14 protein-coding genes and 1 pseudogene are annotated in these 11,746 nt (G+C 61.1%); all 15 read right to left on the bottom strand.

The window, feature by feature from the left end:
* Positions 1 to 5 precede the first annotated feature (5 nt).
* The 15 genes and pseudogenes from nuoK to ACI5KX_RS08425 all read right to left on the bottom strand — a co-directional run bounded on the left by nuoK (position 6) and on the right by ACI5KX_RS08425 (position 11,701).
* Positions 6 to 311 carry an NADH-quinone oxidoreductase subunit NuoK gene (gene nuoK, locus ACI5KX_RS08495; RefSeq protein WP_406810236.1) on the bottom strand — a complete coding sequence of 102 codons (306 nt, stop codon included), beginning with the start codon at positions 309 to 311 and terminating at the stop codon, positions 6 to 8.
* A 121-nt stretch (positions 312 to 432) separates the two neighbouring features.
* Positions 433 to 1,056, bottom strand: coding sequence for an NADH-quinone oxidoreductase subunit J (locus ACI5KX_RS08490; protein ID WP_406810235.1), 624 nt, complete (start codon positions 1,054 to 1,056; stop codon positions 433 to 435).
* Between the two features lie 30 nt (positions 1,057 to 1,086).
* Complete coding sequence (gene nuoI, locus ACI5KX_RS08485) at positions 1,087 to 1,575, bottom strand: NADH-quinone oxidoreductase subunit NuoI (RefSeq protein ID WP_406810234.1); 489 nt, start codon at positions 1,573 to 1,575, stop codon at positions 1,087 to 1,089.
* A 401-nt stretch (positions 1,576 to 1,976) separates the two neighbouring features.
* Positions 1,977 to 3,020: pseudogene (gene nuoH, locus ACI5KX_RS08480) on the bottom strand (NADH-quinone oxidoreductase subunit NuoH); the annotation flags it as partial.
* The gene (locus tag ACI5KX_RS08475; RefSeq protein WP_406810233.1) at positions 3,020 to 3,247 is read right to left on the bottom strand and encodes a hypothetical protein; all 228 of its coding nucleotides are present in this window, start codon (positions 3,245 to 3,247) and stop codon (positions 3,020 to 3,022) included. The pseudogene nuoH and the gene ACI5KX_RS08475, both read right to left, overlap by 1 nt.
* Entirely contained in the window at positions 3,244 to 5,262 is a 2,019-nt protein-coding gene (gene nuoG, locus ACI5KX_RS08470; protein WP_406810232.1) for an NADH-quinone oxidoreductase subunit NuoG, read from the bottom strand. Before nuoG ends, ACI5KX_RS08475 begins: the two co-directional genes overlap by 4 nt.
* Positions 5,262 to 6,020 (bottom strand): hypothetical protein, encoded by a 759-nt coding sequence (locus tag ACI5KX_RS08465; RefSeq protein ID WP_406810231.1) that lies wholly within the window; start codon positions 6,018 to 6,020, stop codon positions 5,262 to 5,264. Before ACI5KX_RS08465 ends, nuoG begins: the two co-directional genes overlap by 1 nt.
* Positions 6,017 to 7,309, bottom strand: a complete 1,293-nt coding sequence (gene nuoF / locus ACI5KX_RS08460) for an NADH-quinone oxidoreductase subunit NuoF (RefSeq protein WP_406810230.1) — start codon at positions 7,307 to 7,309, stop codon at positions 6,017 to 6,019. The genes ACI5KX_RS08465 and nuoF overlap by 4 nt, the downstream gene beginning before the upstream one ends.
* Positions 7,299 to 7,484 (bottom strand): hypothetical protein, encoded by a 186-nt coding sequence (locus ACI5KX_RS08455; protein WP_406810229.1) that lies wholly within the window; start codon positions 7,482 to 7,484, stop codon positions 7,299 to 7,301. The genes nuoF and ACI5KX_RS08455 overlap by 11 nt, the downstream gene beginning before the upstream one ends.
* A gap of 15 nt (positions 7,485 to 7,499) precedes the next feature.
* On the bottom strand, positions 7,500 to 7,697 hold the full coding sequence (locus ACI5KX_RS08450) for a hypothetical protein (protein ID WP_406810228.1): 198 nt from the start codon (positions 7,695 to 7,697) through the stop codon (positions 7,500 to 7,502).
* Entirely contained in the window at positions 7,697 to 8,365 is a 669-nt protein-coding gene (gene nuoE, locus ACI5KX_RS08445) for an NADH-quinone oxidoreductase subunit NuoE (protein ID WP_406810227.1), read from the bottom strand. Before nuoE ends, ACI5KX_RS08450 begins: the two co-directional genes overlap by 1 nt.
* A gap of 423 nt (positions 8,366 to 8,788) precedes the next feature.
* The gene (locus ACI5KX_RS08440) at positions 8,789 to 10,000 is read right to left on the bottom strand and encodes an NADH-quinone oxidoreductase subunit D (RefSeq protein WP_406811345.1); all 1,212 of its coding nucleotides are present in this window, start codon (positions 9,998 to 10,000) and stop codon (positions 8,789 to 8,791) included.
* Positions 9,997 to 10,767 (bottom strand): NADH-quinone oxidoreductase subunit C, encoded by a 771-nt coding sequence (locus tag ACI5KX_RS08435; RefSeq protein ID WP_406810226.1) that lies wholly within the window; start codon positions 10,765 to 10,767, stop codon positions 9,997 to 9,999. The genes ACI5KX_RS08440 and ACI5KX_RS08435 overlap by 4 nt, the downstream gene beginning before the upstream one ends.
* Positions 10,767 to 11,171 carry a VOC family protein gene (locus ACI5KX_RS08430; RefSeq protein ID WP_406810225.1) on the bottom strand — a complete coding sequence of 135 codons (405 nt, stop codon included), beginning with the start codon at positions 11,169 to 11,171 and terminating at the stop codon, positions 10,767 to 10,769. Before ACI5KX_RS08430 ends, ACI5KX_RS08435 begins: the two co-directional genes overlap by 1 nt.
* Positions 11,171 to 11,701 (bottom strand): NuoB/complex I 20 kDa subunit family protein, encoded by a 531-nt coding sequence (locus ACI5KX_RS08425; protein ID WP_406811344.1) that lies wholly within the window; start codon positions 11,699 to 11,701, stop codon positions 11,171 to 11,173. The genes ACI5KX_RS08430 and ACI5KX_RS08425 overlap by 1 nt, the downstream gene beginning before the upstream one ends.
* Between the last annotated feature and the right edge of the window lie 45 nt (positions 11,702 to 11,746).

The raw sequence follows: 11,746 nt of genomic DNA, 5'->3' as shown, positions 1-11,746 counted from the left end.
GGTGCTTATCCCTTCATCCGGTTCACATCGTCGACCGCGATAGTGCCGCGTCCGCGATAGTAGATGACGAGTATCGCAAGCCCGATCGCCGCTTCAGCGGCGGCGACGGTCAGGACCAGCATCGCGAACACTTGGCCGACAAGGTCGTCCATAAAGGCACTGAAAGCGACCAGATTGATGTTCACCGCGAGCAGGATCAACTCGACCGCCATCAGGATGACGATAACGTTCTTGCGGTTGAGGAAAATTCCCAGCACGCCGAGCACGAACAGGATCGCGCCCACGACGAGGTAGTGTTCGATACCAATCATGCCGACTTCCTCCAACCGTCACCCCTGCGAAGGCAGGGGTCCAGATGACGGGCATGGCACGCTTGACGTAAGCTTATTTGGGCCCCTGCCTGCGCAGGGGCGACGTGGCTCCTAGAAGAGATCACAGCTCGACCCCCTGCCCCACTTCGGGGTTCTTCATGACAGTAGCCTCTTCCGGGCGGCGGCGGATCTGCTTGCCGACATCCTGGCGCGCGCGGATACCCGGCGGCGGCGCCTGGAAGGTCAGCACGATCGCGCCGATCATCGCGACCAGCAGGATGATGCCCGCAATCTCGAACAGCAGGATGTAGCGGCCGTAGAGCAGCCCGCCGATAGCCTCGATATTGCTTTGACCGACGCCCTGCGCCGCGGAGCCGTCGGCGGTGCCGAGCTCGAGTCCGCCCGCATTATACGCGCCAACGCCCAGCAGCAGTTCGGCAAGCAGGATCGCGGCGATCGCGATGCCGAGCGGGAAATTGCGGATGAAGCTCGCGCGCATGGCGGCGAAATCGATGTCGAGCATCATCACCACGAACAGGAACAGCACCGCGACTGCGCCCACGTACACGATCACCAGCAGCATCGCGATGAATTCGGCGCCGACGAGCACCATCAGGCCCGCCGCGTTGAAGAAGGCGAGAATCAGCCACAGGACGCTGTGCACCGGGTTGCGCGCCATGATCACCATGACGGCGCTTGCGATGACAAGCCCTGCGAACAGGTAGAAGGCTATGGCTTGAATCATGATCCCTGTTTTTCCGTCCCGCGCAGGCCCCTAACGATAGGGTGCATCGGCTTCAAGATTGGCCGCGATGGCCCGTTCCCATTTGTCACCATTCGCAAGCAGCTTGGCCTTGTCGTAGAGCAGCTCCTCGCGGGTTTCGGTGGAGTATTCGAAGTTCGGCCCCTCGACGATGGCATCCACCGGGCAGGCTTCCTGGCAGAAACCGCAATAGATGCACTTCGTCATGTCGATGTCGTAGCGCGTGGTGCGGCGGCTGCCGTCCTCGCGCGGTTCGCTCTCGATCGTGATCGCCTGTGCCGGGCAGATCGCCTCGCACAGCTTGCACGCGATGCAGCGCTCCTCGCCATTGGGATAACGGCGGAGCGCGTGTTCACCACGAAAACGCGGGGAGAGCGGCGACTTTTCAAAGGGATAGTTGATCGTCACCTTCGGCTTGAAGAAGTACTTCAAGGTCAGCGCGTGCGCCTTGAGGAACTCGAACAGGGTGAACGATTTGAGGAGCTGGGTTGCGGTGGTCATGCTTTGAGCCTCGACGCTGGGCGGCAATCGCCCATCAAGGGGTTCGTTTCAGATTCAAGAAAGAGGATGGATGCTGGTCCGTCATCGAGGATCACGTCGGTGACGCCCAATCCGAACTTCACAGGCCTTGGTTCGTCAACCCAATTGAGAGGGCCACTCCCGCCAAACCCGTTAGACGCGGTCATCTCAAACTCGAGCTTCCCAGACCACTTCTCGGGGTAAACTATCTCAATCTGATTGCTCGGATTATCGCGCCAATCTCGTTTGATGTAGACGTTCGTCGGAGCAACGGATTGGTTTTCGTAGTTGGCCGGCGTTCGAAGCTGACAAACAGATGAAGCCTCTACCAGCGCCAATTCCTCGACCGTCGGCTCGGCTGAACCAAGACGCGAAAGGTCTTTGCCGAAATGCCCCGTCGCCATTAGGTAGCCGCTAATTGCAGCAACAAAGATCAGGCTCATCGGCAGGAATACCTTCCAGCCAAGCCGCATCAGCTGGTCGTAGCGGTACCGGGGGACGGTCGCCCAGATCCAGCTGAACATGAAGAAGAACACGAAGGTCTTGAGCAGGAACCACACGATCCCCGGGACCCAGTAAAGGATCTCAAGCTCGACCGGGGGCAGCCACCCGCCGAAGAACAGCAGCGTGCACAGCGAGCACATCAGCAGGATGTTGGCGTACTCACCTAGCCAGAACAGCGCGAATGCCATGCTCGAATATTCGGTCTGGTACCCGGCGACGAGCTCCGATTCCGCCTCGGTCAGGTCGAACGGCGCGCGCGCGGTCTCGGCCAGTGCCGAGATGAAGAACACCACGAACATCGGGAACAGCAGCGGGTTGAAGAAGAACCCGTTCACGACACCAAGTCCGTGGCCCTGCTGCGCCATCACGATGCCGCTCATGTTGAACGTCCCCGCCCACAGCACGACGCAAACGAGGATGAAGCCTATCGAGACCTCGTAGGAGATCATCTGCGCGGCGGCGCGCATGGCGGAGAAGAACGGGTATTTCGAATTCGACGCCCACCCGCTCATCACCACGCCGTAAACGCCCAAAGAGCTGATCGCGAGGATGTAGAGCAGGCCGACATTGATGTCCGCCACCACGCCCCCGTCCCAGAACGGAATCACTGCCCACGCGGCGAGCGCGACGGTGAAGGTGATGATCGGCGCGAGCAGGAAGATGCCCTTGTTCGCGGCGCTCGGGATGATGGTTTCCTGGAGGAACACCTTGAGCCCGTCGGCGAAGCTTTGCAGCAGCCCGAACGGGCCAACCACGTTCGGCCCGCGACGCAGCATGATCGCGCCGAGCACCTTGCGGTCGACATAGATCACCATCGCGACCGAGAACATCACGAGCAGCGAGATCGTGAGGATCCCGACCAGCGTCGCCACGGTCCACGCCCATTCGTAGGGCATGCCGAAAGATTGGAAGAATTCGGTCATCAGTCGCCTCCTCCTCCGCCGTCGCCGCCGCCATCGAATCCACCATCAAAACCGGCGTCATATGAAGCTTCATCGGCCACGTAGATGCCAAGACTTTTCTTCATGAGGCGCGCGTCCTTTCGTGTGCGGCGATATGAACGCCGCGCGAACCAGCTTACGATGGCAATTGCCGCAAGAACGCCAAAAATCAGGCTGAATGTGATCACAAGGCCGTCAACGTCACTCACTCCGCCGCCTCCTTGATTTCGTCGGCATGCAGCAATTCAGCCGAGCATTGCTGCATGACCGCGCTTGCCCGGGCGATCGGATTGGTGAGGTAGAAGTCCTTGATCGGATAGGCGCTGATCGAGCCTTCCACCTTCGCGCCGCTTTCCGCCTTGGGCAGCGCTCCGTAATCCGCCAGCCCCTCTTCGCCCAGCGCGGGCACTTCGGCGATCATCTGGCCCTGCAGCTCGGTGAAGCTGTCGAAGCGGACATTCACGCCCAGCGCATCGGCAAGCGCGCGCAGGATCGTCCAGTCCTCGCGCGCATCGCCCGGCGCGAACACCGCCTTTTCGGCGAATTGCACCCGGCCTTCGGTGTTGACGTAGGTTCCGTCCTTCTCGGCATAGCTCGCCGCGGGCAGGATGATGTCCGCCGCATGCGCGCCGACATCACCGTGATGGCCGATATAGACCTTGAGGCTGTCCGCGAACGGTTCGTAATCCATCTCGTCCGCGCCGAGGCTAAGCAGCACCTTCGGCTTCTTCGCCGCGATGTCGGCCATGCCGCCCGGCACGGTGAAATCGAGCATCAGCGAGCCCATCCGCGCTGCGCTCATGTGCAGCACGTTGAACCCGTTCCAGCCATCCTTCACGAGGTCGAACTTGTCGACCAGCTTGAGCGCCGGTGCGAGCGCGCCGTTCGCCAAAGCCGCGCCGCCGAGGATCACTGCGGGCCGTTCCGCATCCTTCATCGCATCGCCCAAGGCCTTGGGCACCCGGTTCAGGATCTTGAGATCTTGCCCGAGGAATTCCGCCGGATAGGTCGTTTCCCATTCGGGGCCGACCACGATCACCTTCGCGCCGTTCTTCACCGCCTTGCGCAGGCGGACGTTCACCAGCGGCGCTTCCCAGCGAACATGGCTGCCGACAATCAGGATGCAATCGGCGGTCTCGATGCCCGCAAGCGTCGAGTTGAAATTGACCGCCGCGATGTTCGAGACATCATACGTCATGCCGGTCTGGCGCGCCTCGACCAGCGAGGAACCGCACGCCTTGAGCAGCTCCTTGGCGGCGAACATCGTTTCGCAATCGACCATGTCGCCTGCGACGGCAGCAATGCTCGATTTCTTGCCTTCGAGCTGTCCTGCAATCGCATCGAACGCTTCCTGCCACGAGGCAGGCTGCAATTTGCCGCCCTTACGCATGAACACTTTGTCGAGCCGACGCTTCGACAACCCATCGACCTGGTAGCGGCCTTTGTCCGAAAGCCATTCCTCGTTGACGTCGTCATTGATGCGCGGAAGCGCGCGCATGACTTCGCGGCCCTTCGAATGGAGCGAGATGTTCGCGCCGACCGCATCGGATACATCGATGCTAAGCGTGCGTTTAAGCTCCCAAGGGCGCGCTTCGAAGGCATAGGGTCGCGACGTCAAAGCGCCGACCGGGCACAGGTCGATAACGTTGGCCGAAAGCTCGTGCGCCGCCGCCTGTTCGAGATAGGTCGTGATCTGCATGTCCTCGCCGCGATAAAGCGCGCCGATTTCATCCACGCCTGCGATCTCTTCGGAGAAGCGCACGCAGCGGGTGCAGTGGATGCAGCGGGTCATGATCGTCTTGATCAGCGGGCCCATATATTTCTCGGTCACCGCGCGCTTGTTCTCGCGGTCGTAGCGTGAGCCGCCGCGGCCATAGGCTACCGCCTGGTCCTGCAGGTCGCATTCGCCGCCCTGGTCGCAGATCGGGCAATCGAGCGGGTGGTTGATGAGAAGGAACTCCATCACCCCTTCGCGTGCCTTCTTGACCATCGGCGTGTCGGTGCGGATTTCCTGATTGTCGGCAGCGGGCAGCGCGCAGGAGGCCTGCGGCTTGGGCGGGCCGGGCTTCACTTCCACGAGGCACATGCGGCAGTTGCCAGCAATGCTGAGGCGCTCGTGATAGCAGAAACGCGGGATTTCCTTGCCCGCCAGCTCGCACGCCTGCAGGACGGTAGCGCCTGCCGGGACTTCGATTTCTTCGCCGTCTACGGTGACTTTAGGCATTAGTTTGTGCCCTCGGATTTATTGAGTTTTGGACCGTAATAGCTCCGTGCCCAAAGGCCTTCGGCGACGAACGCCCTGATGCTTTCTATGTCCAGTTTCATCTGCTTGCCTGCGGGAATACAATTACCCAAAGCAGGGACGATATCCTTGATTGCAGCCCTCTCTTCTCGACTGGCTGGTTGTGTGTGAACGATTGCGTGCGCCTTTGCAGGTGCTTGATAAACCACACAGTCAGACATCGACGCAGCCGCACGAGCATTCTCAAGGGTGGGGCCTTCGACGTAAAAGCGATTTGGCAGAAACTCCGGTGCATCCGGATCGATCGTGATCGGATCGTCCATATCGCCGTAAACATCGAGGTAAGCCGCTTCGGTCAGAGACGATCGGATTGCAATGTCCGAGACACGCATCCCGATGCCCGATATGCCGGGACGCCCAACTCTGCCCAGACATTGCTCCATTAGAATGCGGTTACTGAGGAGATGTCCTGCATCTCCGAGATTGTCGTAGTCGATCGCCCAATAGTCGCTGACAGACAGGAGATTGATCGACTGGCCTTTGCGGCGCTCGAAAAGACAATTGCCGAATTTCTTGGCAATCCTGCGGCTCTCATCTGAATTATAGGATTTGGGATTGGTCTTCATGGGCTCTGGCTCAGCCTGCAGGCGCGACCCCGTCTTGGCCTCAGGTTCTTCCTGAGCCTGGACCGGAGCGCCCACCATTATTGCGGCACAAAAGAGCGTGGCCAAGAATTTCATTCCGCCGCCTCTGCGAATTGTGCGTTGTGTTCGTGGATGCGCTTCTCCAGCTCTGGGCGGAAGTGGCGGATCAGGCCCTGGATCGGCCAGGCCGCCGCGTCGCCGAGCGCGCAGATGGTGTGTCCTTCGACCTGCTTGGTCACCTCGTGCAGCATGTCGATCTCCTCGATCGCCGCATCGCCGGTGCGCAGGCGCTCCATCACGCGCCACATCCAGCCCGTGCCCTCACGGCACGGCGTGCACTGGCCGCAGCTTTCATGCTTGTAGAAATAGGAGATGCGGCTGATCGCGCGGACGATATCGGTCGACTTATCCATCACGATCACCGCCGCCGTACCAAGGCCGGAGCCAAGCTCCTTGAGCCCGTCGAAATCCATCGGGGCGTCCATGATATCCTTGGCGGGGACCAGCGGAACCGAGGACCCGCCCGGGATCACCGCAAGCAGGTTGTCCCACCCGCCGCGAATGCCGCCGCAATGCTTCTCGATCAGCTCGCGGAAGGGGATGCTCATCGCCTCTTCGACCACGCACGGCTTTTCGACATGGCCGCTGATCTGGAACAGCTTGGTCCCCTTGTTGTTTTCTCGCCCGAACGAGCTGAACCATGCCCCGCTGCGCCGCAGGATCGTGGGGACGACCGCGATGCTCTCGACATTGTTGACCGTGGTCGGGCAACCATAGAGCCCCGCACCCGCCGGGAATGGCGGCTTGAGACGCGGCTGGCCCTTCTTGCCTTCGAGGCTCTCGATCATCGCGGTTTCTTCGCCGCAGATATAGGCGCCCGCGCCGCGGTGCATGAAGACGTCGAAATCGTAGCCCGATCCGCTGGCGTTCTTGCCGATCAGGCCCGCATCATAGGCTTCGTCGATCGCTGCCTGCAGCGTCTCGGCTTCGCGGATGTATTCGCCGCGAATATAGATATAGGCCGCCCGCGCGCGCATCGCGAAACCGGCGAGCAATGCGCCCTCGACCAGCTTGTGCGGATCGTGGCGGATGATCTCGCGGTCCTTGCACGAACCGGGCTCGGATTCGTCGGCGTTGATGACGAGGAAGCTCGGGCGGCCGTCCTTCGATTCCTTGGGCATGAACGACCATTTGAGGCCGGTCGGGAAGCCTGCCCCGCCCCGCCCGCGTAGGCCCGACGCCTTGATCTCTTCGATGATCGCGTCCTGGCCGCGCTCGATCAGCGCCTTGGTGTTGTCCCAGTCGCCGCGCGCCTGCGCCGCCTTCAGGCCCCAATCCTGGTAGCCGTAGACGTTTGTGAAGATGCGGTCCTTATCAGCCAGCATCGTCGATATCCTTCTTCTTAGCGAGTTTCAGCTGGCGCAGGCACAGGACCTGGAAGATCAGGCCCATACTCATCAGCGCGATGCCGGTCGTACGGTTGCCAGTCGCGGCGAGATAAGCTCCCGCAAAGAAGCCCACGAGGCCCGCGATGGCGAGCGCGATCACTGCTCCGTTCATGCTGCACCTCCGCGTTCAGTCGACATTGTTGTCTCCCATCGGCGTGCGCGCGAGCAGGAACGATCCGATCGCGAGCGCGACCAGACCGCCGACGAGAATCACGTCGCCGAATTCCATCTCACCGTGAACCATGATGCCGATGCCCAGCAGCGCCGCAGCGCTGCCGGCCGACATGATGGTGCGCGCGGTGCGCCGGAGTTCGGCGACGCCCATCACCATTCGCCCCGGTAGTCGTGATTGGCGTCGACCATTTCCTTGAGCGTGGTCGGACCGCCGCTCGGTTCGGAGGTGTGACGGCCGGGTTCCTGCGTGCCTGCTTTCGGCGTTTCACCCTTGGCCAGCGCGTCGAGGACGGCGTCGAGCCGTTCGACCGTCAGGTCTTCGTAATTGTCGTCGTTGATCTGGACCATCGGCGCAGTGGCGCAATTGCCCATGCATTCGACTTCGGTGAGGGTCCAGAGGCCATCTTCGGAGACCTCGCCCTTCTTCATCCCGCGCGCCTTGCAGGCAGCGATGATGTCGTCGGAACCGCGCAGCATGCACGGCGTCGTGCCGCAGACCTGCACGTGGTACTTCCCGACCGGCTTCAGGTTGTACATGAAATAGAAGGTCGCGACTTCGAGCACGCGGATCACCGGCATGTCGAGATAAGCGGCGACATATTCGATCACCGGCAGCGGCAGCCACCCTTGCGTCTCGGTTTCCTCGCCGACTTGCCGCTGGGCAAGGTCGAGCAGCGGCATTACCGCCGATTTCTGACGGCCTTCGGGATACTTGGCGATGTGCCAGTCGGCCTTCGCCTTGTTCGCCTTGGTCCATTCGAAGGACCCCCAGCGTTCACGGAGCTCGGGCGTATCGGGTGCGGGGGAACGGTCAGCCATCTAGCCGTTCCTTCTCCAATCGTTCGCAAGGCCAGTCATCAGGGGAAATCCTTTCGCGAGGATTTGGGCACAGAAAATCGGACGCGTTCTTCAAATCTGCGACCGGGTTGTCAGATTGTCTCACGTTTGGCTTCTCAGCCCCGTAGAAATAGGCGTAGGTGTATTCAGCATCACATGCTGGACCGCAGGCATATGAGTCATAATCCGACCATATCTGGATCAGCCCTCGCGACTCTAGGTCGGTAACCGTGGGTGCGGTCGGGTCTGATACTAGATCGTATTGCCTTTCAGGATCGGGTTCGTAGCTCCAATCTCCCTGCTCGACCTTCGCAACTTTGGCGCCATTCTCCGGGACGCTGTCTTCCGTCTCCGTACACGCGGCAAGCGCCACGAGCGCTGCAATAAAAGGAGCGGATCGAACGATCACCGGTCACACTCCCCGAACACCACGTCGATCGCACCCAGAATCGCGGTCGCGTCGGGCAGCATGTGGCCCTTGCTCATCATGTCCATCGCCTGCAGGTGGCTGAACGCGGTCGGGCGGATCTTGCAGCGATACGGCTTGTTGGTGCCATCGCTGACGAGATAGACGCCGAATTCGCCCTTGGGGCTTTCGGTCGCGACATAGACTTCGCCTTCGGGCACGTGGAAGCCCTCGGTGTAAAGCTTGAAGTGGTGGATCAGGCTTTCCATCGACTGCTTCATCTCGCCGCGCTTGGGCGGGGAAACCTTACCGTCGGTGCTCGCCACCGGACCCGATGGCATCTCGGCAAGACACTGCTTGATGATCTTGGCGCTCTCGCGCACTTCCTTCACGCGCACCATGAAGCGGTCGTAGCAATCCGAATTTGTGCCGACCGGGATGTCGAAATCCATGCGGTCATAGACATCGTAGGGCTGCGATTTGCGCAAATCCCACGGAATGCCCGCCGCGCGGATCATCGGGCCGCTGAAGCCCCATGCCACCGCGTCCTCGCGGCTCACCACGGCGATATCGACATTGCGCTGCTTGAAGATGCGGTTGTCCATCACGAGGCTCATCGCGTCGTCGAACAGCTGGAAAAACCGGTTGTCGAGCCAGTCGCCAATATCGACCAGCAGCTTTTCGGGCACATCCTGGTGCACGCCGCCGGGTCGGAACCACGCCGAGTGCATCCGCGCTCCGGAAGCCCGCTCGAAGAAGTTCATGCAGTCTTCGCGCAGGTCCATGATCCACAAGTTCGGCGTGAACGCGCCAACGTCGAGCACATGCGCCCCCATGTTGAGCATGTGGTTGCAGATGCGCGTCAGCTCGGCGAACAGCACGCGGAGGTACTGCGCGCGCTCGGGAACTTCGAGGTTCAACAGCTTCTCGATCGCGAGCACATAGGAGTGCTCCATGCACAGCGGCGAGCAGTAATCGAGCCGGTCGAAATACGGCAGCGCCTGCAGATACGTCTTATGCTCGATCAGCTTTTCGGTGCCGCGGTGTAGCAGGCCGACATGCGGGTCGATCCGCTCGATCACTTCGCCGTCCAGCTCCATGATCATGCGCAACACACCGTGCGCTGCAGGGTGCTGCGGGCCGAAATTGATCGTGTAGTTCGAGATGACCTTGCCGTCGGTGGTGGGGGATTCCTCGAGTTGCATGATTATTCGCCCTCCTTTCCACCGTCTTCGATTTCGACTTCGATCATGTCGGGCGGGACCGCGTCGGTGCCGTTCTCGGCGTTTTCCTCGGCCTCTTCACCGGCTCCGGTGTCCTTGGGCGTTTCGGTGACCTTGGGCTTGTCGACATCCGGTCCGCCATCGGCCTTTTCATCGCCGGGCAGCACGTAGTCCGAACCCTCCCATGGCGAGAGGAATTCGAACGTGCGCATGTCCTGCGCGAGTTCGACCGGCTCGTAGACCACGCGCTTTTCGTCCTCGGAATAGCGCAGCTCGATATAGCCGGTCATCGGGAAATCCTTGCGGAACGGATGCCCTTCGAAGCCGTAATCGGTGAGAATCCGGCGCAGGTCCTTGTTGCCCGCGAAAGTCACGCCGTACATGTCGAACACCTCGCGTTCGAGCCATCCGGCGTTGGGCCACAGCGTCGTGACGGTCGGCACCGGCGTATTTTCGTCTGTCGAACACTTGACGATGATGCGATGGTTCTTCGTCAGGCTCAGCAGCATGTAGACGCATTCGAAGCGTTCGGCGCGATCGGGATAGTCGGCCCCGGCGATTTCCATCAGCTGCTGGTATTTGTGCTCGTCGCGAAGGATCTGAAGCACGTCGGCAATTGCCTCGCGCCGCACCGTGAAGATGCACTCGCCATGGGCTTCCTCGGCGTCGAGAAGCCACACGCTGATGCTTTCCGAAAGCGTGTCGATCACGCCATCGTTGGAGGCGAATTTGGGGGCTGAATGGAGAACGGTCATCAGTGCGTCGTCTCTTCGATATCGCTGCCGAAGCAGATCAGGTGACCATCGAGATCGCGGACATAGATCTCGCGAATGCCGTAGGCTCGGTCCGTGGGCTTTTCAGTGATGTCCGCGCCGTTTGCGTTGAACTCTTCATAAAGAGCATCAACATCGCGAACCCAGAAATAGGCGCTGAACATGGCGATGTCGGTGCAATTTGCCTGAACCGGTTTGCCTTGGGGCGCGCGAGCGAGCATCACGGACACATCATCCCGTTGCGGGATCGCAAAAGGCGGATTGCCGTCTTCCTGCAGTTGCGGAGCGACAAAGCCGAGCTTGTCCGCATAATACTCCGCCGCCGCTCGCACATCGCGTACCAGCAGGCAGGCAGCCGTAGAACCTATCTGACGCTGCGCAGCCATTACCGCTCGATCGTCCCGGCACGGCGGATCTTCCGCTGCAATTGCATCACGCCATAAAGGAGCGCTTCGGCTGTCGGAGGGCAACCCGGCACGTAGATGTCGACCGGCACGATGCGGTCGCAACCGCGCACCACGCTGTAGGAATAGTGATAGTAGCCGCCGCCATTGGCGCAGCTGCCCATGCTGATCACGTATTTCGGATCGGACATCTGGTCGTAGACCTTGCGCAGCGCCGGAGCCATCTTGTTGCAGAGCGTGCCGGCGACGATCATCAGGTCCGACTGGCGCGGGGATGCGCGCGGGGCAGCGCCGAAGCGCTCCATGTCGTAACGCGGCATGTTGACGTGGATCATCTCGACCGCGCAGCACGCCAGGCCGAAGGTCATCCACCACAGCGACCCGGTGCGCGCCCACTGGAACACGTCCTCGGTCGACGTGAGAAGGAAACCCTTGTCATTCACCTCGGTCTGGAGCGCGTTGAAATAGTCGGCGTCGGGCCGCTTCACTTCGCCGCCGCGAGCGGTCGGCATGGTCGCAGCCGCCTCAGCCGCGTCGATCGGCGCGGTGGGCGGGAT

Origin of the sequence: Erythrobacter sp. GH1-10 (assembly GCF_045363165.1) — a bacterium.
In the GTDB taxonomy this organism is placed as follows: Bacteria; Pseudomonadota; Alphaproteobacteria; order Sphingomonadales; family Sphingomonadaceae; genus Erythrobacter.
The sequence above is the reverse complement of the archived record's forward strand: the minus strand, read 5'-3'. Positions and strand labels throughout refer to the sequence as shown.

Coding starts and splice junctions, on each gene's coding strand:
- nuoK (WP_406810236.1), bottom strand. CDS start 311: ATGATTGGTATCGAACACTACCTCGTCGTGGGCGCGATCCTGTTCGTG.
- ACI5KX_RS08490 (WP_406810235.1), bottom strand. CDS start 1,056: ATGATTCAAGCCATAGCCTTCTACCTGTTCGCAGGGCTTGTCATCGCA.
- nuoI (WP_406810234.1), bottom strand. CDS start 1,575: ATGACCACCGCAACCCAGCTCCTCAAATCGTTCACCCTGTTCGAGTTC.
- nuoG (WP_406810232.1), bottom strand. CDS start 5,262: ATGCCTAAAGTCACCGTAGACGGCGAAGAAATCGAAGTCCCGGCAGGC.
- ACI5KX_RS08465 (WP_406810231.1), bottom strand. CDS start 6,020: ATGAAATTCTTGGCCACGCTCTTTTGTGCCGCAATAATGGTGGGCGCT.
- nuoF (WP_406810230.1), bottom strand. CDS start 7,309: ATGCTGGCTGATAAGGACCGCATCTTCACAAACGTCTACGGCTACCAG.
- ACI5KX_RS08455 (WP_406810229.1), bottom strand. CDS start 7,484: ATGAACGGAGCAGTGATCGCGCTCGCCATCGCGGGCCTCGTGGGCTTC.
- ACI5KX_RS08450 (WP_406810228.1), bottom strand. CDS start 7,697: ATGGGCGTCGCCGAACTCCGGCGCACCGCGCGCACCATCATGTCGGCC.
- nuoE (WP_406810227.1), bottom strand. CDS start 8,365: ATGGCTGACCGTTCCCCCGCACCCGATACGCCCGAGCTCCGTGAACGC.
- ACI5KX_RS08435 (WP_406810226.1), bottom strand. CDS start 10,767: ATGACCGTTCTCCATTCAGCCCCCAAATTCGCCTCCAACGATGGCGTG.
- ACI5KX_RS08430 (WP_406810225.1), bottom strand. CDS start 11,171: ATGGCTGCGCAGCGTCAGATAGGTTCTACGGCTGCCTGCCTGCTGGTA.
- ACI5KX_RS08425 (WP_406811344.1), bottom strand. CDS start 11,701: ATGCCGACCGCTCGCGGCGGCGAAGTGAAGCGGCCCGACGCCGACTAT.